At 48.5% G+C, this 21,897-nt stretch carries 21 protein-coding genes; 8 read left to right on the top strand and 13 right to left on the bottom strand.

Going from position 1 to position 21,897, the window contains the following annotated elements; translation table 11 throughout:
- Positions 1-8: 8 nt before the first annotated feature.
- The 7 genes from flhA to AC3ITF_RS17830 are packed head-to-tail and all read right to left on the bottom strand — an operon-like array spanning position 9 to position 6,256.
- Positions 9-2,102, bottom strand: coding sequence for a flagellar biosynthesis protein FlhA (gene flhA / locus AC3ITF_RS17860; RefSeq protein WP_117342004.1), 2,094 nt, complete (start codon positions 2,100-2,102; stop codon positions 9-11).
- On the bottom strand, positions 2,086-3,225 hold the full coding sequence (gene flhB / locus AC3ITF_RS17855) for a flagellar biosynthesis protein FlhB (protein ID WP_137363204.1): 1,140 nt from the start codon (positions 3,223-3,225) through the stop codon (positions 2,086-2,088). Before flhB ends, flhA begins: the two co-directional genes overlap by 17 nt.
- A complete protein-coding gene (gene fliR, locus AC3ITF_RS17850) occupies positions 3,215-3,997 on the bottom strand; it encodes a flagellar biosynthetic protein FliR (RefSeq protein ID WP_117342006.1) in 783 nt (260 codons plus the stop codon). The genes flhB and fliR overlap by 11 nt, the downstream gene beginning before the upstream one ends.
- 1 nt (position 3,998) lies before the next feature.
- The gene (locus AC3ITF_RS17845) at positions 3,999-4,271 is read right to left on the bottom strand and encodes a flagellar biosynthetic protein FliQ (protein WP_117342007.1); all 273 of its coding nucleotides are present in this window, start codon (positions 4,269-4,271) and stop codon (positions 3,999-4,001) included.
- Positions 4,272-4,273: 2 nt separating this feature from the next.
- Complete coding sequence (gene fliP / locus AC3ITF_RS17840; protein ID WP_117342008.1) at positions 4,274-5,032, bottom strand: flagellar type III secretion system pore protein FliP; 759 nt, start codon at positions 5,030-5,032, stop codon at positions 4,274-4,276.
- Positions 5,029-5,400: a FliM/FliN family flagellar motor switch protein gene (locus AC3ITF_RS17835; protein ID WP_117342009.1), complete on the bottom strand. Its 372-nt coding sequence runs from the start codon at positions 5,398-5,400 to the stop codon at positions 5,029-5,031. The genes fliP and AC3ITF_RS17835 overlap by 4 nt, the downstream gene beginning before the upstream one ends.
- Positions 5,393-6,256: a FliM/FliN family flagellar motor switch protein gene (locus tag AC3ITF_RS17830; protein ID WP_489175900.1), complete on the bottom strand. Its 864-nt coding sequence runs from the start codon at positions 6,254-6,256 to the stop codon at positions 5,393-5,395. Before AC3ITF_RS17830 ends, AC3ITF_RS17835 begins: the two co-directional genes overlap by 8 nt.
- Positions 6,257-6,853: 597 nt before the next feature.
- Between AC3ITF_RS17830 and AC3ITF_RS17825 the strand changes: the two genes are divergently transcribed.
- From AC3ITF_RS17825 to AC3ITF_RS17790, 8 genes are read left to right on the top strand one after another with little or no spacing between them, the layout of a single operon-like run.
- Positions 6,854-7,840: a sigma-54 interaction domain-containing protein gene (locus tag AC3ITF_RS17825; RefSeq protein WP_117342011.1), complete on the top strand. Its 987-nt coding sequence runs from the start codon at positions 6,854-6,856 to the stop codon at positions 7,838-7,840.
- 47 nt (positions 7,841-7,887) lie between these two features.
- A complete protein-coding gene (fliE, locus tag AC3ITF_RS17820; RefSeq protein WP_117342012.1) occupies positions 7,888-8,250 on the top strand; it encodes a flagellar hook-basal body complex protein FliE in 363 nt (120 codons plus the stop codon).
- Positions 8,251-8,254: 4 nt separating this feature from the next.
- Positions 8,255-9,925: a flagellar basal-body MS-ring/collar protein FliF gene (gene fliF / locus AC3ITF_RS17815; protein ID WP_181218985.1), complete on the top strand. Its 1,671-nt coding sequence runs from the start codon at positions 8,255-8,257 to the stop codon at positions 9,923-9,925.
- Complete coding sequence (locus tag AC3ITF_RS17810; protein ID WP_117342014.1) at positions 9,903-10,919, top strand: flagellar motor switch protein FliG; 1,017 nt, start codon at positions 9,903-9,905, stop codon at positions 10,917-10,919. The genes fliF and AC3ITF_RS17810 overlap by 23 nt, the downstream gene beginning before the upstream one ends.
- A gap of 3 nt (positions 10,920-10,922) precedes the next feature.
- Positions 10,923-11,633 (top strand): flagellar assembly protein FliH, encoded by a 711-nt coding sequence (gene fliH, locus AC3ITF_RS17805; protein ID WP_489175899.1) that lies wholly within the window; start codon positions 10,923-10,925, stop codon positions 11,631-11,633.
- Entirely contained in the window at positions 11,626-12,969 is a 1,344-nt protein-coding gene (fliI, locus tag AC3ITF_RS17800) for a flagellar protein export ATPase FliI (protein WP_489175898.1), read from the top strand. The genes fliH and fliI overlap by 8 nt, the downstream gene beginning before the upstream one ends.
- A 2-nt stretch (positions 12,970-12,971) precedes the next feature.
- Positions 12,972-13,415 carry a flagellar export protein FliJ gene (fliJ, locus tag AC3ITF_RS17795; RefSeq protein WP_489175897.1) on the top strand — a complete coding sequence of 148 codons (444 nt, stop codon included), beginning with the start codon at positions 12,972-12,974 and terminating at the stop codon, positions 13,413-13,415.
- A complete protein-coding gene (locus AC3ITF_RS17790; RefSeq protein WP_146717502.1) occupies positions 13,412-13,807 on the top strand; it encodes an FAD synthase family protein in 396 nt (131 codons plus the stop codon). The genes fliJ and AC3ITF_RS17790 overlap by 4 nt, the downstream gene beginning before the upstream one ends.
- 50 nt (positions 13,808-13,857) lie before the next feature.
- Here AC3ITF_RS17790 and AC3ITF_RS17785 read toward each other — a convergent pair whose 3' ends face one another.
- From AC3ITF_RS17785 to AC3ITF_RS17760, 6 genes are read right to left on the bottom strand one after another with little or no spacing between them, the layout of a single operon-like run.
- Positions 13,858-14,589: a class I SAM-dependent methyltransferase gene (locus AC3ITF_RS17785; RefSeq protein WP_489175896.1), complete on the bottom strand. Its 732-nt coding sequence runs from the start codon at positions 14,587-14,589 to the stop codon at positions 13,858-13,860.
- A gap of 39 nt (positions 14,590-14,628) precedes the next feature.
- Complete coding sequence (locus tag AC3ITF_RS17780) at positions 14,629-15,822, bottom strand: sulfatase-like hydrolase/transferase (RefSeq protein ID WP_489175895.1); 1,194 nt, start codon at positions 15,820-15,822, stop codon at positions 14,629-14,631.
- A 3-nt stretch (positions 15,823-15,825) separates the two neighbouring features.
- The gene (locus AC3ITF_RS17775) at positions 15,826-17,094 is read right to left on the bottom strand and encodes an ATP-grasp domain-containing protein (RefSeq protein WP_181218993.1); all 1,269 of its coding nucleotides are present in this window, start codon (positions 17,092-17,094) and stop codon (positions 15,826-15,828) included.
- A complete protein-coding gene (locus tag AC3ITF_RS17770) occupies positions 17,091-18,203 on the bottom strand; it encodes a DegT/DnrJ/EryC1/StrS aminotransferase family protein (protein ID WP_153879450.1) in 1,113 nt (370 codons plus the stop codon). The genes AC3ITF_RS17775 and AC3ITF_RS17770 overlap by 4 nt, the downstream gene beginning before the upstream one ends.
- A 2-nt stretch (positions 18,204-18,205) precedes the next feature.
- Positions 18,206-19,276 carry a glycosyltransferase family 2 protein gene (locus AC3ITF_RS17765; RefSeq protein WP_153879449.1) on the bottom strand — a complete coding sequence of 357 codons (1,071 nt, stop codon included), beginning with the start codon at positions 19,274-19,276 and terminating at the stop codon, positions 18,206-18,208.
- A 29-nt stretch (positions 19,277-19,305) separates the two neighbouring features.
- Complete coding sequence (locus AC3ITF_RS17760) at positions 19,306-21,867, bottom strand: glycosyltransferase (protein ID WP_489175894.1); 2,562 nt, start codon at positions 21,865-21,867, stop codon at positions 19,306-19,308.
- Positions 21,868-21,897: the final 30 nt, after the last annotated feature.

Below are 21,897 nucleotides of genomic sequence, written 5' to 3'. Positions count from 1 at the left end.
ATCACGCGTTAGCTCAACGCGCCCATAATTTTTAATTCCAGCTCATCCGGCACTTCATTATAAGACAGCACCTGTAGCCCCGGCGCGAACAGACGAGCATAGCGAGCGAGCAGCGGACGTAACTGTGGAGCGACCAACAATATCGGTTCTTTCCCCGCGGCTTTCATTTGTTCTTTTATCTGCGGCATATTGGTCTGGAACTGATTAAGCATATTCGGATCGACCGGTACGCTGTCGAGCATCACTTTGCCACTTTGCTGTGCCTGATTGACCACGTTTGCCAGTAAATTCTCCAGTTCACTATTGAGCGTGTAGACCGCCAGCTCATCTTTGCGTACAAACGGGTGAGTAATACTGCGACGCAGCGCAAGACGGACATCTGCCGTCAGCAGAATGGGATCTTTGGTGGTCGCGCTGCTGGCAACCAGCACGGTGGCAATGGTAACGATATCGCGTAATGAAACGCCTTCGATAAGCAGCGTCCGGTAAACCTTCAATAACTGGCTGTAATTCAGCGCTGCACTGAGATCTTCCGCCAGACGCGGTGCCATGGACGACAGGCGGTTATGTAACTGCGTAATATCATCGTAATTAAACAGATCGGGAATATAGCGACGAATAATCTTATTCACGTGCGTGGCAATGACGCTGGCGCTGTCAATAACCTGATACCCCATATTTAATGCCTTGGCTTTTTGCGCCGGCACAATCCAGGTAACGGGCATCCCGTAGGCCGGGTCGTTCCCTAACACGCCATCTATTTCGCCGTAAGTTTCGCTGGAGGGTAGCGCCATCAGCTTATCTGAGGGGATATCCGCCTCATCCGCTTTAATCCCATTGATGAAAATAGCGTACTGCGTGGGTTTCAGTCTGAAGTTTTCGCGGATACGAATTTCAGGCAACAACACGCCGTTGCCGTCAGAAATCACCTGCCGCACGCCACGAATACGCTGGGTCAGCGGATTACCTTTCGATTTATCGACCAGCGCCACCAGCTTATAGCCCAGACTCAGGCTAATGGGCTCAATTAACGGAATGGTTTCCCAACTGACCTGCTGCTCGGTGGTTTCGGTGATGGTTTTGGTCAGCGTTTCGAGATTTTTCTCTTCAGTCTCGGCGACTTTCGGACGCTTGCTCATGCGCCAGGCGGTGAACCCTAACAGCGCCGTAAAAGCCAGGAACGGGAAATGTGGCATGCCCGGCACAACGGCCAGCACGAACATAATGCTGGTGGCGGTATAGAGCACCGAAGGGCTGGCCAGCAGCTGGCTACGTACGTCGGTAGCAATATCGCCGCTGTCGCTGACGCGCGTGACGATAATCGCCGCCGCCGTCGACAGCAGCAAAGACGGGATTTGCGCGACCAGGCCGTCACCGATGGTCATCAGCACGTATTGCTGGAACGCGGCCTCAGCGCTTAAATCGTATTTAAAGATCCCAATACAGACGCCGCCGATCAGGTTGATGGCCAGGATCATCATCCCGGCGATAGCGTCCCCACGCACGAACTTTGAAGCACCATCCATCGCACCGTAGAAATCTGCCTCACCCGCCACGTCTTTGCGTCGTGTTTGCGCCTGCGCCTGGTTGATCAACCCGGCATTCAGATCGGCATCAATCGCCATCTGTTTACCGGGCATCGCGTCCAGCGTAAAGCGGGCGGACACCTCGGAGATACGTTCAGCACCTTTGGTGACCACGATAAAGTTGATGATCATCAGGATGATAAACACCACAAAGCCGACTACGAAGTTACCGCCGATCACCACCTGACCGAAGGACTCGATCACTTTACCGGCGGCACCGGCACCCATATGGCCATGCAGTAACACCACGCGCGTTGACGCCACGTTTAGCGTCAGTCGCATCAGGGTGGTAATCAGCAAAATGGTCGGGAACAGGCTGAATTCGAGTGGTCGTTTTGCGGAAACGGCCACCAATAGCACCATCACCGCCAGCACGATGTTAAAGGTGAACAGAATATCCAAAAGTGCAGGTGGTAACGGCAGGATCACCATCGCCAGAATACACAGGATCACCAGCGGCACGCCGATATTGCCGTTACGCAGCAGCGCCATGAATTGTTTAGTTATTTTCGGCATCCAGTTTAAGAACCTCTTTTGGAATGGAAATATGTCTGTTCAGTGAAGGGCGTGCTTGTGCTCCGTCACGCCAGTGTTTCATTTGCAGGACGTAGGTCAGGACGTGGGCAATCGCCCGATAAAGTTGAAACGGAATTTGCTGATTCACCTGGGTGGTGTAATAAACAGAGCGTGCCAGCTTGGGAAACTCAACGACTTCAATGTTGTTCTCTGCAGCGACCTGGCGGATATACAGTGCAATTTCATCCGTGCCTTTGGCGACAACGAACGGCGCGGCGGCGCGAGCATGGTCATACTGTAAGGCGACGGCGTAGTGCGTTGGGTTGACGATCACTACGTTGGCCTTCGGTACCACTTTGCGAATTTGGCCCATCGCCATTTGCCGTTGCAAACGCCGGATCCTCGCTTTAACCTCTGGTTTACCTTCCTGGTTTTTATATTCTTCTTTTATTTCCTGCTTGGTCATCTTCAGCCCTTTGGTGAACATTTTTTTCGCCAGAGGAACGTCCACGAGAGCAAAAAAGATAAACAAGATGACAAAGTTGCGCATCACGCTGCTGTAGAGTGATAGACCATCGCTAATCGCCTGTTTAAAAAATAGCTCTTGTAACCCGAGAAACGAGGCAAAGTTATTGCGCAGGGTTATCCACAGCATGATTAAAAGCACGATAGCCTTCAGCGTCATTTTTCCGGTTTCCACCAGATGCTCTGTGGAGAACAGACGCCCTATGCCCTTAATCGGACTTAACTTGCTGAAGTCCGGTAAAATTTTCTTCGGCAGGAACAGCCATCCACCCGGCACCAGCGAGGCAAACAGGGCGGCTACGGGCATCGGCAACAGCGTCAGAATAAATTTCGCCAGAATCAGCAGATGATGTTCGAGGAACTGTCCGATGATATCCGGGTCATTAATATTCTGTGCGTACTGATGCACGCTGATGAAGCTTTCGCGCACGAAATCTTCATACCAGGGAAAGCTGCTGGAGATCACCATAAATGCGGCAAACAAGCTGGCGGCAAGCCCCATGTCTTTTGAACGCGGGATCTGCCCATCCTCTCTGGCTTTGCGAAGTTTTTGCGCCGAGGGTTTTTCTGTTTTTTCTTCGCTGCTGCTATCCGCCATAGTGTCCCTTTAGCGCGTCGAGCTGCTGCAGGACGAAATTCGCCAGGTGCAGATAGTGGTCGGGCAGGTTGTATAGCAGGGTGGCGAAACAGACCAGACCCGCCAGCATATTGATAGGAAAGCCCAGGGAATAAAGGTTGAGTGGGGGCGCAATGCGGTTCAGCAGACCAAAGCAGCCCTGAACAACCAGCATGATAAACGTGGTTGGTAGCGCCAGCAGCGTGGCGGCTGCAAATACCCAGCCCAGCGCCAGGGAAATAGTGCGCAGAGATTGCGGATGCAGCGCATTGCCAATCGGCCAGTAGGTAAAGCTTTTGAATAAAATACTCACCAGCAGCAGATGTCCATCCATCGCGAAGAACAGAATTACCGCGTAAATGTTGATCATTTCCGCCAGCACCGTCGTCGATGCGCCGCTGCTGGGATCGTTCATCACCGCCATACTCATCCCCATATTAAACGAGAGGATCTGCCCGGCTAACTGGAGTGCTAAAAACAGAAACTGCAGCATCAGGCCAAACAACATACCCCACAGAAACTGTTCTGCGGTCAGGATGATGCTGTTTATTGACAGCAGGCTGCTGGGGACGGGGTGGGGGATCAACGGCGTAATGATGAATGCCAGCGCCAGTGACAGCACGATACGTATGCGGACCGTCAGCGCGGCGTTATCCAGCACCGGCGCATAGTGTATAAACGCCATAATGCGCACGAAGGGAAACCACATGCCCAGGATCAGGCTGCTTAGCTGTGTGATATCGGTTTCGCGCATGTCAGTGCACCAGAATGGCGGCCTGAGTGAACAGATGCACGCAGAGATCGCTCAACTGGACGATCATCCATTTCCCGGCAATCCCCAATACTGCCAGCGTGACAATCAGCCTGGGTAAAAAACTGAGGGTCTGTTCGTTAATCTGCGTCACCGCCTGGAAAATGCTGACCAACAGGCCGACCAACAGGCTGGGCACGACCAGCACGCAGACCAGGATAATCACGACTTTTATGCCGCTGGCGACAATATCGGCTGCTACATCAATCGTTAACATAATTATCCCAGCCCCAGGCCACGAATACTGGAGGTGAGCGTCCCGACGGTCAGCGCCCAGCCATCGATCAGCACGAAGAGCATCAGCTTAAAGGGGAGTGAAACGATCAACGGTGACAGCATCATCATGCCCATTGCCATCAACACGCTGGCGACGATCAGGTCGATCACCAGGAACGGAATGTAAATCATGAAGCCTATCTGAAAGGCCGTTTTCAGCTCGCTCAGGACATAGGCGGGAACCACAATGGAGAGATCCTGATCTGCCGCGTTACCGTGCGCATTGGCGATGGTCATGATCTGCGCAATGGCTTTTTTGTTGGTCTGCGCCAACATAAAGCGTTTTAGCGGTGAGGCGGCGGTGCTTAGCGCGTCAGAAAGCGTAATCTGGTCGTTTTCAAAAGGCACCACGGCATGATCGTAGATGTTGATCCAGATGGGCCGCATTACCAGCATGGTTAACGACAGTGCGATGCCAATCAGGATGCGGTTGGGCGGCGTTTGCTGCAGCCCTAGCGCCTGACGTAGCAACGAGAGGACAATAATAAAGCGGGTAAAACAGGTCATCATCAGCACCAGCGTAGGCAGAATGCCCACCAGCGTCATCAGTAGCAGAACCTGAATCTTGACGCTGTATTCCTGGCTATTACCGTGTGAAATCACATTCAGCAACGGGATATCTCCCCCTTGCGCACAGGCAAAGGGAGAAAGGATGAGCAACGAGATACCCAGTACCAGAGTGAAGGTAGGTGCGCGTTTCATGGGGCCAGATCGTTGATTTCATGCGTGTTGAATTCAAGGACCCGCAGGCCATATTTTTCATTCACTACCACCACTTCGGCCTTACCCAGCAGGATATTATTCACTTTAATATCCAGCGGCTCCCCTGCGAGTTTGTCCATCTCAATGACGGTGTCATCATCAATGTTCAGCAGGTCAGACAGCATGATCTCTACCGAGGAGACTTCCAGCGTTAACGTTACCGGAATACGCTTGAGGAGGGTCATGGATTCGGAAAAACGATCTTCTAACCGCGTCACCAGTGTTTCGGTGACCGACACCGCAGACGCTGTGGTGGCTTCCGGGGTTAACTCGAAGCCTTGCTCTAAAATATCTTGTTGCTTACTCATAGGATTTCTCAGTCTTACTCGTTAACTCGGACAAAAACAGTTTGTCTTTATCTTCGACGATCAGGGCGTTAAATAATTCGGACTTCCCGATATAAACCGGGAACGTATCTGGCATCGCAATGGGTAAAATATCTCCCGGCTTAATGGTCGTCAGGTCGGCAACATTGAGCGGGATCTCGGCTATCTTCACGTTCATGGTCAGCGGCAGCGTATTAATAATCTCTTTGATCAGTATTTTTTTACGCGCTTGGGCGTGGGGTTTATCAACCAGCTTTTTTTTATCACCATGTTCACTACGACGAATCAAATTCAAAATATAATCAGTATGTGAATCATCGAGTAAGATCCTGAAACTGGCGTTCTCATCATCGCCTAGTATAAATACCAGTTGATAAGCCCAGTGGGTCTGGACGGTGCTGCTGTCGGGCTTAAGCGTGAGTGGGATACCGGATATGTTTTTATTAAAAATGATATTACAGGTATCAAGTGCCAGCCGACTTTTCAACCGGGTTTCGGTTTTGGTAGGTAAATCTTCTGATGACTTTTCGTCAATCATTGATGACGTCAGACCATAGAAGTTACCTAGCAGCATTAACAATAATGTGCGGTCAATATCAAATGCCAAATGGCCAACTTGCGAAATTAATAACTCAGCACTCTTGTTAATAACATCCATCTCGCAGTGTATCTTCTTGAGTGTTATATTTGTGCGGTGTTTCTTCAGGAAATAGTTTCCGAGATGTGATTCAATTGTATCAAAATTACCCGTAAACATAGTCGGCAGACGATGATATGGACGCCCAAGCCGGTTTCCTTCAAGCTTAAAGATTCCGGGTGTTTGACTATATTTCAGCATGGTACACGTTCTCAGCCGTAATTTTGTTGGTGGATGAATAAATATCACATCCCGACGTTATCAAAGAAAATACAAATCCATTTAATTTTTTGAGCATCCTTGACGCTATTCTCTTTTGTTGGGGACCATGACCTATAAAATGAGGTGCATGGGAACATCGATAATCTCGGGCTGGATATTAAATATTCTACCCCTCTCTTCTGCAAGTTATTAATGATGTGGTTCTATAATTAAAAAATTATTAATCATATAACTGTGACATTCTCACCAGTTAGCGGCAGCGCTATAAATGCCTTTCCCATGCTTAATTTCTACACGCAAATCATTGTAACCCATTGTTTTTAAATGAATAATATTTTTATTATCTTTTAATTTAAGATTGTTAATAGCACCAGTGGTAATCTTTTTTTAGGAAAAAACCTATTTGAAAATAGTCTTCGAAGGGGCTGCCATGTGGAAGGGCAGTAAAACATGAACAGGGACTGGATGAAAAACATGGCACGGGCGATATCTATTATTCGATAATGTGCTCGCTTTGGAATATTTTGTATATTTCTCGTTATGGATGTTAACTTTACTTCTAAGTGTAAAATAATCATGTTTGAACTTATTGCCGAAGCAACCTCCAGCATCAATGCATTTGCACTAGCTAAGCGTATTGCTGCTTTTAATGTTCCTGTCCTTGTTCATGGTGAAACGGGGACAGGTAAAGAATGTGTTGCGAAATTTATACATTCTATTGCATTTGCACAGGACTCTCAGGCGCCTTATATCGGCGTTAACTGTGCTGCTATTCCTGAAAATATGCTCGAAGCTACGTTATTTGGTTATGACAAAGGTGCATTTACCGGGGCCGTCGCGACCGTACCGGGAAAAATGGAATTAGCCAATAATGGCACTTTGCTGCTCGACGAAATCGGCGACATGCCGTTAGCACTACAGGCGAAGATTTTGCGTGTTTTGCAGGAACAACAGGTTGAACGTCTGGGCAGTAATCGTTTAATTAAACTTAACTTCCGCCTTATTGCCTGCACCAATAAAAATCTTGAAGCCGAAGTTGCCGCAGGACGTTTCAGAGAAGATCTCTATTATCGCATGTCGGTTATCCCGGTGACGATGCCGCCGCTGCGCGAGCGGATGGAAGACATTATTCCTCTGGCTGAATCCTTTATCAAAAAATACTCCACGGTACTGGCGAAGAATATCAAACTCTCGGAGTCATCGCGGCGAGCATTACTCAGCTACGCCTGGCCGGGCAATGTACGCCAGCTCGAAAATGCCATTCAACGTGGCATGATTTTGAATCGAGATGGCGTAATTTATCCCGATACCTTGGGGCTTCCGTCTGTGGGATCCGATTCCTGGAGCGAGCCTGAATGGCAACCTAAGCCCAGTCCGCAAATAAGCGAAGGCGATAATTTGGGCCAGCATGGCCGCAGCGCGCAATATCAGTATATCGCTGACTTGATGCGCAAATATCAGGGCAATAAAACCAAAATTGCGGATTTACTAGGCATTACCCCACGTGCGCTTCGTTATCGTCTGGCGTCAATGAGAAAACAGGGAATCGAAATCTTCTCCTGAATCCGTTGGTCGTGCAGCGAGCACTTTTTTCATTTTAAGAGTAGGTCATGAGCATAAATATCCTAGCCCCAGCCAGTACGATGCAGACGCAAATGATGCAGGACATGCAGCAGATGAAGGAGGTCGCGCAGTCGCCCATCCTCTCGCCGATGCAGATTAACCGTGTTGGTGCGCAGTCGGCATCATCTCAGGTCTCCTTTGGCCAGATTATGCAAGGGGCGCTGAATCATGTTGATCAATATCAGCAGGTCGCCGAGCAACAACAAACGGCCGTTGAGATGGGCAAAAGCGATGATCTGGCGGGGGCAATGATCGCCAGCCAACAGGCATCGCTGTCGTTCTCCGCGCTGGTTCAGGTCAGAAATAAAGTCGCTTCTGGATTCAATGACCTGATGAGTATGTCAGTCTAACGCTATGAATGAATTAATAAAAAAAATAACGCAATCCTTCCCGGCCGTGTCGTTCAAACTGGACGGCAATAAGCGCTGGGCGTTACTGGCAGCAGCGGCCATTGCGGCTACGGCGATAATTGTCAGCGTGCTGTGGAATGGGAATCACGGCTACGTTTCGCTGTACGGTCGACAGGAAAACCTGCCGGTATCCCAGATAGTCACCGTACTGGATGGCGAAAAGCTGGAATACCGTATCGATCCGCAAAGTGGGCAGATTCTGGTTCCTGACGATGCGCTGTCCAAAACGCGAATGACCCTTGCCGCCAAAGGTGTGCAGGCGATGTTGCCCAGCGGCTACGAGCTGATGGACAAAGACGAAGTGCTGGGCAGCAGCCAATTTGTGCAGAACATCCGCTATAAGCGCAGCCTTGAAGGTGAACTGGCGCAAAGCGTCATGACGCTGGATTCTGTCGAAAGCGCGCGCGTGCATCTGGCACTGAATGAAGAAAGTTCGTTTGTCGTCAGCGATGAGCCGCAAAACAGCGCCTCGGTGGTGGTGCGACTGCACTATGGCGCGAAGCTGAATATGGATCAGGTCAATGCCATTGTGCATCTGGTTTCCGGGAGTATTCCGGGTCTGAATGCGTCGAAAGTTAGCGTCGTCGATCAGGCCGGTAATCTGCTGACTGACGGGATCGCCTCGGGCGAGGCCGTTTCAGCCGCGACCCGCAAACACGATCAGATCCTCAAAGACATTCAGGATAAAACGCGTGCCAGCCTGGCGAACGTGCTCGATTCGCTGGTGGGGGCAGGTAATTACCGGGTGAGCGTGATGCCCGATCTCGATCTGAGCAATATTGACGAAACAAAAGAGCATTACGGCAACGATCCGAAACTCAACCGCGAAGAGAATGTTCTGGATAGCGATACCAACCAAATCGCGATGGGGATCCCGGGTTCACTCAGCAATCGTCCGCCGCTGGCCCCCAATCAGGTTGCGACTGGAGCGACTGATACCACTGCCGACTCACGCGATCCTGCCGCGCTGTCAAAACACAGCGAAAGCAAGCGCGATTACTCCTATGACCGCAGCGTGCAGCACATCCAGCGTCCTGGATTTACAGTTAACCGCTTGAATGTGGCGGTAGTGCTTAATCAGAGCGCACCGGCGCTGAAAGGCTGGAAGCCTGAGCAAACCGCGCAGTTGACCGCGTTGCTGAACAATGCGGCGGGTATCGACGCCCAGCGCGGCGATAATCTGTCTCTGTCCCTGCTTAACTTTGTGCCGCAGGCGGTCCCGGTAGAACCGGTTATCCCGTTCTGGAAGGATGACAGCATTCTGGCCTGGGTACGCATGATCGGCTGCGGCCTGCTAGCGCTGCTGCTCCTGTTGTTCGTGGTGCGCCCGGTGATGAAGCGTCTGACGGCGATACGGCAAAAACCGCGTCCTCATGAGCCTGTGATGGATGTGGATGTAATGCCTGTCCCGGCAGCGCAACTTACCGCTGCGGATGATGAACGCAAAAATATTGAACTGCCTTCTTTCCCTGGCGACGACAGCCTGCCTTCGCAGAGTTCCGGTCTGGAAGTGAAGCTGGAGTTCCTGCAAAAACTGGCGATGAGCGACACCGATCGCGTAGCTGAAGTTCTCAGACAATGGATTACCAGCAATGAGCGAATTGACAACAAGTAACGGCAGTACCAACAGCTACCTGGAACAGGCCGCAATTCTATTGTTGTGTCTGGGAGAGGAAGCGGCAGCGACGGTGATGCAAAAGCTCAGCCGTGAAGAGGTGGTTCGCCTGAGTGAAAATATGGCGCGTCTGTCCGGGGTAAAAACCAGCATGGCGAGAAAGGTCATCAATAATTTCTTTGATGAGTTCCGCGAGCAGAGTGGCATCAATGGTGCATCGCGCTCGATGCTGCAAGGTATTTTAAATAAAGCGCTGGGCACTGAAATCGCCAGTAGCGTAATCAATGGGATCTATGGCGATGAGATCCGCTCACGTATGGCGCGTTTGCAGTGGGTCGAGCCGCGTCAGTTGGCGATCTTGATCTCGGAAGAACACCTGCAATTGCAGGCGGTATTTCTCGCTTTTTTGACACCGGAAATTTCGGCCACGGTGCTCTCGTATATGAACGAGTCGGTGCAGAATGAGATCCTCTATCGGGTGGCGAAACTGAATGACGTGAATCGGGACGTCGTCGATGAGTTGGATCGTCTGATTGAACGTGGTTTATCGGTGCTGTCCGAACATGGCTCGAAAGTGAAAGGCATCAAACAGGCTGCCGACATCGTCAACCGCTTCCAGGGCAACCAGCAGGTGATCCTCGACCAGCTGCGTGAACGCGATGAAGATGTGCTGGAACAGCTACAGGATGAGATGTACGACTTCTTTATTCTGAGCCGTCAAACTGATGAGGTACGTCGTCGCTTGCTCGATGAAGTGCCGATGGAAGACTGGGCGGTGGCGCTGAAAGGCACCGAGACGCTGCTACGTCGTTCTATTTATGCGGTTATGCCGAAGCGTCAGGCGCAGCAACTGGAAGCGATCACCTCGCGTCTTGGCCCGGTGCCGGTGAGTCGCATTGAACAAATCCGCCGTGAAATCATGGGGATTGCCCGTGAACTTGAAGAAGCGGGTGAAATTCAGCTACAGCTGTTTGCTGAACAGACGGCGGAGTAAACCATGGCGATTGAAACCATTCGTGGTCGTTACCGACTGCACCGCTTTCCTCCGCGTCAGCGCCATTTGCAAACAGAGCAGCTCACGCCGGGGATTACCCCGGCGGATTATCAACGCCAGTTAATGGACGGTTTCCAGGAAGGGCTGCAAAAAGGCTTTGAACAGGGAATGACTGAAGGTCATGAACAGGGCTTTCAGGAAGGGCATCAAAAGGGCCAGGAAGAGGGCTCTCGTCAGGGGTATACCGAAGGCAGCCTCGCCGGGCAGCAGGAAGGGCGCAAACAATTTGCCCTCGCGGCACAACCGCTGGACGGTATTTCTGGCCGGGTGAATGACTATCTGGCGCACATTCAGCGTAAACAACGGGAAGACCTGCTGCAACTGGTTGAAAAGGTGACCCGTCAGGTGATTCGCTGTGAACTGGCGCTGCAACCGACGCAACTCCTCTCACTGGTCGAAGAGGCGATCTCGGCCTTTCCGACCCTGCCCGAGTCGTTACAGGTGCTGCTGAGTAACGACGAGTTTAATCGCATCAAAGATGCTGCGCCGGAAAAGGTGAATGAATGGGGGCTGACGCCTTCAGCCGATTTGCAGGCGGGCGAATGCCGGGTCATTACCGATAAGTCCGAGCTGGATATCGGCTGCGAACACCGGCTCGATCAATGCATGTCGGCACTGAAAGAGACGTTGCTGCCGGAGTCGCAGGGTGAGTGACCCTTCATTCTTTGACAACGCGTTGCGCGCTATTGAGTCGATTCCGCTTGCCCGGGTTGCCGGCCGACTGGTGCGGGTGAACGGTATTTTGCTCGAGAGCGTGGGATGCCCGCTGATGACCGGCCAACTGTGCCGCGTTGAAAGTGCCAACCATACGTTAATTGATGCGCAGGCAGTGGGGTTTAATCGTGACATTACCTACCTGATGCCCTTCAAACATCCAGTCGGGCTGATGGCAGGTGCACGCGTGTTCCCCGAAGAAAAAGCCCAGGAAATTTTGATTAGCGAAAGCTGGTTGGGTCGGGTGGTCAACGGCCTCGGCGAACCGCTGGATGCCAAAGGGCGTCTGACCGGCAATGACGTACTGCCATCTCAAGCCCCGTCAATCAACCCGCTTACCCGCCAGTCGGTCAATCAACCGCTGGATGTCGGTGTGAAGGCCATCAATGGATTACTAACTATCGGTAAGGGCCAGCGTGTTGGGTTAATGGCGGGGAGTGGCGTCGGCAAAAGCGTGCTGCTGGGGATGATCACCCGCCAGACCAAGGCTGATATCGTGGTGGTTGGGCTTATCGGCGAGCGCGGCCGTGAAGTAAAAGAATTTATCGATCACTCGCTGGGGGCAGAAGGACTGGCAAAATCGATTATCGTCGCCGCCCCGGCGGATGAATCCCCCCTCATGCGCTTAAAAGCCACCGAGCTGTGCCACTCTATCGCCGCCTGGTTTCGTGACCGCGGCCACCACGTTTTACTGCTGGTGGATTCGCTCACCCGTTACGCCATGGCGCAGCGCGAAATAGCGCTTTCTCTGGGGGAACCCCCGGCGACCAAAGGCTATCCGCCGTCGGCATTTGGCATGATCCCAAAGCTGGTTGAAAGCGCGGGCAACAGCGAAAGCACAGGATCGATGACCGCTATTTATACGGTGCTGGCGGAAGGGGACGATCAGCAGGATCCGATCGTTGACTGCGCGCGCGCGGTGTTGGATGGGCATATCGTATTGACCCGCAAGCTGGCGGAAGGCGGGCATTACCCCGCTATCGATATTGCCCAGTCGATCAGTCGCTGCATGACCCAGGTCACCCGCCCGGAGCACCAGCAGGCCGCCCGGGCGCTAAAACAGAACTACGCCGCCTACATGGAAATCAAACCGTTGATTCCGCTCGGTGGCTATGTTGCAGGCGCTGACCCCGGCGTTGACAAAGCGGTCAAAATTTTCCCGGCGATTGAGCGTTTTCTGCGTCAGGAGGTGAGCGAACCCGCCTCTTTGGAGCTGGTACAAAATCGTCTGCAGGCTCTTTTCCCGGTCGTCAAATCGAAAGCAGAAGGTAAATAACCGTGCGACAGATTCTTGATACCCTGGCGCAACTCCAGCGCCTGCGGGATAAATCAGTAAAAGACATCACGGTGCAGTTGGCGAAACAACAACAGCTGTGCTCTGGCTATGAAAACAACATCAAAGCGCTAGGCTACCTGGTGCAAAAAACCGGTCCCGGCGTTGATGCTCCTGGCATTGAATCTCTCAAAAATGTGTCCGGCTATAAAAGCACGCTGCGCAAGGTGATTGCCTGGCAAGAGCAGGAAAAGACGCTGGCGAAAATTAAAGAAGTGCGTATCCAGAAAAACCTGATCGCAGCAGCCTGCCAGGAAAAAATCGTTGCCATGACGCTGGATGAAAAACGGCAAGATCTGCAGGACGAAGTCGCTATCAAGGAACAGAAGGTCGTGGATGAGATTGCCACGCAGTGTTGGTTACGTAATAAGGTCTTTCGGCAAGAATGAAAACAATCATCACGTTTGGCACCTTTGATGTATTTCACGTTGGTCATCTCAATATCCTGCAACGGGCGAAGCAGTTAGGCGGGAAACTGGTGGTAGGGGTCTCTTCTGATGCGCTCAATATCGCTAAGAAAGGGCGGACACCGGTGTACAGCCAGTCTGACCGGATGGGAATTGTGGCGGGGTTAAAATGCGTGGATCGCGTGTTTCTCGAAGAGTCGCTGGAACTAAAAGCCGATTATATCCGCCAGTTCAATGCCGACATGTTAGTGATGGGGGATGACTGGGCCGGCCGCTTTGATAGCTTCTCGTATCTTTGTGACGTCGTTTATTTCCCTCGGACACCGGCCATTTCGACCACCACGATTATTGAGGTGGTCAAGACATATAAGTAGGACATATGTGCCAAGGCATTATTCTGCTATGGAATACAATGATTTTCTATTTATTCACTATGCTTGTAAGCCAAGTGATAAAGCTCTGAAATATGCTTTACTTTCATTCCGAATTTGGAAAAAAGTATATCGAGGGATTTGTTAGAGTAGATGGTGATATGTCCATTACGTGGCGCTATATACCAAAAATTCATCAGCTTATTTAGATGGAAATCGTTAGTCAGTGTTGAAAAGAAATATTTACCATTATTTTGATCTAAAAGAGAGTCTATCATCTCCATAGTCTTTACTGGCGTTGGTGTATGCTCCATGACTTCAAATGACGTTATAAACTCATACTTTTCATTTGGTATGGGGGCTGAATTATTGAAGGGGTCCCAACCAACCACATCTGTGCCATATTCTTGTAATAACTGTACCAGCTGTCCGTCACCGCAACCAAAATCTAGCATACGGAAATTTTGTAGATTTTTGAATGCATTGCGAAGTAAGTTGAAGTTGTGAAGAGATCTTTTGCAAATAAAATTAGGATCATGTTTTATATATTCGTCATTGTAAATGTATCTGGAGTAATCTGCATCAGACCATTTATCAAAGGCGTGGCTGTATATCAATCCACAGTTCTTGCATTTATAATAATAGATGGCATGGCCGCTTAGCGGATAGTTATATCGGTGAACGTTGTTTCCATAGCAAGAAACATTAAAGTCAGTTACGCCATAAATATCAGCTTCAGTATCGCAAATTTTGCAATGTGGTGATGAAGTAGTATGTAATTTCATTATTTTCTTAATAAAAAATAGGTTAATGATTGATGTTTATTATCGCAGGACTTTCTTTCCACCAATCCATAATTCAAGTTGTTGCTGCAAATCATGAAAATTATCAGCGATAACCTGTGCCATATCGGGGGAGAAAAAATGTGTGATATGTGGGTGTGCTCCTCCCACTCGCTGTCGGTTTACTTTTTCAAGATCGATAAAAGGGATTGCAGATTTGTTATATTTTAATAAACTTAAAATATCAAGCTGGTTTGTTGGGTCAGTTTTCCATAAAAACATCTGATATTTTTTATCCACCTTCAATAAATGGAAATACTCATTAGTGGCAGCATACCCCTTCTTTAATGGGCTACCATTGTGCAGACTTTTTTGTTGGGAAAAGAGATTACGACTAAAACAGACCTTACGTTTGGGCGTTAAGGCGAAAAATTGATTATCTTCACAAGGTGTTGTAGGAATCGTCAGTAAATTTAAAGTAGTGTTATGCAGATCAACCATGCTAACCATGTGATTTATATCGCAAGATTTCATTCCCGGACAGAAAATAAACGCGGGGGTGTGCACTAATGAAGTATATGGCTCTATTCCATGGGCGTATCCACCATTAAATCCATGCCCCCAGAAATCATCACCATGGTCGCCGAACCCGACAATAATAGTATTGTCCAGTTTTCCTGCATCGAGTAGTATTTTAATCGTTTGGCCAATCATTATATCCATACTTTGGTATCCGCGTTGCCATCTGTCGAGACTGTTTTTACCGCCTTTTTTTATCTCATCGTGGTAACAAAGATGGCTGCTTAAGTTCCATAAATATAAAGCAAAAGGCTCAGTCTGTGACACGACCTGGCGCATTTCAGCGAGCATGGTCGCCGATGTGTCGTACCAGTTGAATGAGTCTATTTCGCTCCATATTGAATCAACATTGGCCCAGTTTTTAGGATATCCCATTCCTGCTGTACGATAACCATGTTGTTTCAGGGTATCAAAAAGTGGCGGGCAGCGACGCTTAAGGGTAATATTTGTCTCGAGGTGAGTATTATGCTCAAGCGTATTGTCTTCGCCATGTAACAGGTCGCTAAAGGCCATAAGTGAAGATGTCGCGCTGGATATGAAGTTGTTAAACCTAATGGATTTCGAATTTACTTTGCTAAGGAATGGAAACCATTCCCTGTGGCTAAAAATTGTCTGATTGAGACTTTCAAGATGTAGAAATATGATGTTTTTATTCATTTTTTAATCACGAATTAAGAGTTCAAGCATGTTTATATCAAAGGTTGGGATTTCTTTAGCGTTAAAGACTTCCATCCGTTCTGAAAAACTATCATCGATAAAAATAGAGTTTTGCTGTTTAATCCAGTCGCTTTTCTTTGCATCTTTATCTAAATGTATTATTGAATCAAAAAGCATGCTAATACGACGTGTATTAAGTTCGAGATGGATATCTCCAGCATGACGAGTGATTAAGTGGATTGATATTCCGTGGTTAATACATTGATATAAAAAGGTAATGACAAGCAGGCAGAGTTTGTCATTAATAATAACGGTATCATCATAATCGATATAAACATGCTGAAATTGTATGCTGTGCTTGTATTGATTAGACAGACTACGGGTAATCTGCAGTTCTTTACAGACGGGGAGCAAAGCAATCTTTTTCCGCATTGCTTCATAGACAGTAAGTAGAGGAAAATTGATGCCATTCACGCGATTTAGCGCCATTGTACCGGCAATACGTGGAGCGACTTCCAATAATGTCAACTCACCTGTCGCGGCGCGTTTTAGCTGAAAAAACCAGGCTCCACGCATGTGAAATCGATCTGAAATAGCACGAGCATATTCCTCGACGTGTTCAAGCGTGACCAGCCTCGACGTCATCGCAATTCCAGCACGAATCCGTGAGCGGGTGCGCGGCTGGCAAAACAGCAATCCCCGGTCGCGGTCGGAAAAGCAATCAACGGTATATTCATCCCCGCTAAGGTATTCGCAAACGATCAGATCACTTTGTTGGGCAAGAAGCGACGCTAAGGCTTCTGGCGTTTCAATACAGCTGGCGCCTTGCGCTCCCTGTCCACGATCGGGTTTCACAAAAACCGGCCACTGCGTAATTTTGTTACTGTCAGTATACACCGCAGGAACAGGTAATATTTTTCTAAGAGACTGATATGTTTTGCTTTTATAACGGGTGGTGTGGCAGGTTTCATGGGGGGGACACAACACCGTTGCTGAAAGAGCATCTCTTTTTTCAGAGAGTGCAAGTAGAGCATCGTCATGTGCCGGAAAAATATAATCGATCTTTTCTAACTGGAGTAGTTGCTGCAAGGCATCCAGCCAATTCGGTTGCGCTATGTCCGGAATGACATGATATGCGCAAGCACAGTGACGGGCGTGGCTGTCGTAATCAGACCCGGCCAGTGTAATATTGATGTGCTTATCATGGCGTAAGGCGTAATAGATTTCCTTACCAATTTCTGTCCCTGCCGGAAATATAAGTATATTAGTCATGCTGCAATAAACTCGATAATTGTATTAATCTCCTCAGATGTCATATCCGGGTAGATTGGTAGACACAGGATGTGTTCCGAAGCATAGTTTGCTACCGGTAGATTTTCTTTTTGTGCTCCGGGCATTTTTTGATACATCATCAAATTAGACAGTAGTGGATAAAAATATCGTCGGGTCAGGATATTATTGTTCTTTAAGCGTGTGTAAAGTTCGTCTCTGGATATTTTATAGTCTGATTCGATGAATACCGGAAAGTAGCTGTAGTTGCTTTTATAATTGGTATTATTCAGTATTCTTATACCTTTGATACCGACCAGGTTTTGACGATATAGCTGATCGATTTTTTTACGTTTAGCGATAGCATCATCTACATAATTCAATTGTAATAAACCGAATGCAGCCTGTATCTCATTCATTTTTCCATTGATACCGGGAGCCACAATAGTGACTTCGTCGGCGATACCAAAGTTTTTAAGGTAATCAATTCGTGTCTTTGTCTTTTTATCGTAACTAACGATTGCGCCGCCTTCAAACGTGTTGAAAACTTTTGTTGCATGAAAACTGAGTACTGAAAGATCGCCATGGCGCAGGATGCTGCCACCAACATCTTCGATCGCAAAAGCATGCGCAGCATCGTAGAGGGTAGGAATGCCATAATTGCTTGATATTTCTTCTATTTCTTCAGTTTTGCAGCTCTGTCCATAAACATGAACAGGCATTATTAATCCGGTGTTTTTGGTGATTGCGGATTCAATGAGCCTGGAATTAATGTTAAGAGTCTCAGGATCAATATCAACAAATACCGGTGTTAATTGATTCCAGAGTATACTATGGGTAGTTGCAACAAATGAGTAAGGGGTGGTAATGACTTCACCTTTAATTCTTAGTGCTTGCATCGCTACAATGAGTGCGATTGTTGCGTTACAAAATAATGAAATATACGGGACGTTCAAATAAGCGGCTAAGTGCTCCTCAAGTCGCTGATGCATGCTGCCATTGTTAGTTAATTGTCGTGATGACCAAATATCCTCTAAATAAGGTAAAAACTCTTCAAGCGGAGGCATAAAGGGTTTTGTAACCGTAATGGGATTCTGCTGCAAAGATTTCATTATTAATGTTCCTGAGATAAGTTATTGATTATTGTTTGATAAGAGTCAGGTAATCTCGACTTGATACTTAAAATAATGAGTTCTCTGATTTTCTGGTCATCAATATGACGAAGCGCTATGCGATAAAGTTCTGGCAAGATCTGTAAGCGTGAATCGCAATGGATAATTGCCTGTACGATGTGATATGTTATTTTGTTAACGTTATTATGATTTAAGGCAACTAAATACCCTTGGTAATGTAAAAGAGCATCAGTCGGATCGTCAATAAGTAAGTCATCAATGTCTTTATTTAACAATGTATGATCTGGATGCGCATATTGTTTCCAACGGCTATCTATTGCTTTTACCCATGCAGGTTCATGCTTCCATTGGTTGAGGATCATCATTCTGTTACGGTACATTAACTTGCTATTATCTCTTCTGAACCATGTGTTATTATTATGGCGACGATACTTGGCCACGACTCGCTCAGAAGATATAAACTCCCCTTGTTTCGCAAGCTTTAAAAACATGTCCCAGTCCTCCTGTACTAAATCAGGAGGGGAACGTTCAATTCTTAAATAAGCATCTCGGCGGATAAGTGAGCCAATATAGAGGCTTAAATTACCCGTGATGAGCATATGTTCGAACACATCGCCATTGAGGAATATATTATTGTATGGAAAGATCGAGCCATCAGGCATGATAACTTGCACAGCACTGTAACACATTGAACAGTTGGTATTTTTCTCCATCATGTTTACCTGATGCGAGATTTTTGTGGGCATGATTAGATCATCTGAGTCGACGACAGCAATGTACTTTCCTTGTGCAAGATTCATTGCTTGTATTATTGGTTTTTCACCTTTTTTAATGTGTTGGGAGTAATAATTTTCTTCTCTCAGAATCGTTTTACACTGGTGTTTTTTTTGGTATTTCTTGATGATTTTTTGAGAGTTGTCGGTAGAGGCATCATCAACAATAATAACCTCAATATTTTTCCATGTTTGTTTGTAAACACTTTCCAGTGCCTCTTCAAGATATTGAGCGTGGTTATAACTGGTGACGATAATACTCACTAATGGGCTGGTCATTTATCTCTATCCTGTGAAGTCTGGAAGCATCATGGGAATAATTTTTTCTGCAGACTGAGCAGTAGCGTATTCATTGACACCAGAGAGCTGTTTTCCAGCACCTCTGCAATCTCACTGGCCGCTCTCTTCCCCGCCTTACCATCCATAAACGCGTCGCAATAATGTTGGCGGATCTCGTCCAATGGCGCCTGTAACGCGTTCCAGTTGTTTGAGCTGGACAGCAGGTTTCTGAGTTCCACCATATCGCTGGCGACCGGTAAAATCGCTCGGATCTGCTGGTCGGCACTGCGGGGGCTGGAGAAACTTTTCTGCCCATCCAGTAACGCCTGCATACCCGGCCAGTCGAGGAGGATGACGCGCTTGTTGGCATGAAGGGCATCGAAGATAAATCCGCTGTTATCGGTGAGGACGTAATCGGCCTTCGCGAGCAGCGGAAGGACGTGATCCGGCGCATCTGTTCGGTTTTTAAAACACTTGCGCGCCAACGTCAGCGAAGCGGCCTCTTCCGGTCGAGAGCTGGTACCGTGGTGCAATTTGCAGATGATATTGAAGTCATGGCTTAAATGGCTCAGCTTTTCCGCCCAGTGCGGTAGTGAGCTTAATGCGCCGTAGGTTGGGGCATACAGTAGCGTCGGTTTTTTGGCATCAAATTTCAGCGATGCCGGGAGAGATGTCTCAACGTGTCCTTGATGCCAGCGATCAAAGCGGGGATTTCCAACCACCTTCGCGCTGTCGTTAATATCCAGCGCTTGTTTGCTGTAATGGCTGTAACACAAAATACGGTGGTAGAACGTATTCCACCAGGCATGATTCCACTCTTCTTTTGCCAGTCCGTACATGGCGCGAACGTGAATATCGGCCAAATCTTTCAGAGCCGGCGTGTAGTAGGGGCTGACCAGACATTTGAAACGTTTACGTTGCTGAATAACTTCAGAAATACGTGCGCCACCCAATGTTGGGTCGTTGATAGCGTTAATGGTTGCCGCCATTTCATCAAGGAAAGGCTTGTGAATGCGATCGTTTACCAGCAACGAGCATGGATGCCCCATTGCTTGCAGTGCGGCAATGATTGGCTGATAGACGGCATAATGAAATGAGGTCTCCATAAAGAAGGCGATCGTATTATCTATCGCGTTAACGGGCTGAGATGGTGCGCTAGTTACCGATTGAAAGTTAGCGGGGGCTTTATTTATTTTATTGAAATAAAAACGAATATTATCTGTTTCCTGCTTTTCGATGTCGCTATAGCCCGCGCGTTGGTAGGCAATGCTCGGATAGCAGGCCAGCCATTTTCCGTCGCGCAGCAGGGGCTGCCATTGTGCTTCCAGCGACTCGGACGGATCCTGCGCCATCTGCCTTGCAAGCGAGGCGTAATAATGGTCGTTAACCAGGTAGGCGCACACTTTCCGGCAATCGCGGGCATGGATCATCCCGTTGAGGCTTTTCAAAACCGTGCCCTGTTTGATTTCACCGCCGAGCAGGATCACTTCCCAGGGTAATTTTGGCAGGGCGCTGAGCAGCGCATTCAGCACGCCGATGTGCTTCTCTTGCTTCAGAATAACGGTATCGTCTTCCAGTAACAGGTAGTTTTTCCAGCCATGCTGTTGTGCCAGATGCAATGCCTGCAAATGAGACTGGCGACGGCCCAACTGACCATTTACGTCTTCGCAGGCGGCCAGGCGGGTGATTTTTTCCGCCGGGACATTCAGTCGGGCAAGTTCCTGTTGGATCTGTCCCAGACGATCCGCGCGCGCATCAAGGTTGACGATCACCACCTGATCGATGGCATCCCAGTGGATCGGCTGATGGTGGGTGGCGTTATGCAGGCTCTGATACCAGTTTTTCAGCATCGGATCGGGGATTGCCTGCTCGAGGCTGGTCTGCAACGGTTCACTGGCTCCCAGTACAAAATCTTTATCAAACGTATTCTGGCTGTGTGAAATACACAGAATGGTGCGTTCTCCAGGGAGTTGCAGCGGGTTAACGGTGAAATTATGGGTGAACCCCGCCTCTTCACTTAGGTTGCACTCATCATCATAACGGTGTTTTTTCAGATAGTTACGGTGATAGCAGAAGGTCCCGTTGAGAATATTTTGTGGGCCAAAACGGTGGGTTTTAAAAATACGATTGATGTGGCTGTACCAGATAGGGATCTGGTCTGAACCGGAAATCAGCGCCCGATGGCGCTGCATCATCGCAAGGGTATAGGTGATTTTATCCGCCGGATAAAAGTCATCATCGTCCATACACAGAATATATTCACCTTGCGCCAGTTCATTGAGCATATTGCGTTTTTTACCCAGCGCCAGCCTTTCCGGATGGTGGATATAACGGATATTAAATGCGCCAGGTTTGCCTTGCGTCAGTTGCTCAATAAGCGGCAGGTGGCTTTGCGGTGAATCATCGAGGATCACCAGCTCTCTGCGATCCGCCGGATAATCCTGATAGCGGAACATATACAGTAGCCAGGGCAAGAAAGCGGCACGGTTCCAGGTCGGCGTAACGACGCTGACAAACGGTTTTTCACGACCGGTATCCAGAGTCTTAACGACGCCAGGCAAAATAGTGCGAGTTTTAGCGGATTTGGACATGATGACTTCACGGAAAAAAGGGCCGGTAGA

This window comes from Citrobacter sp. KH_055_1 (assembly GCF_057838705.1).
This window is presented reverse-complemented; position numbering and strand designations above follow the sequence as displayed.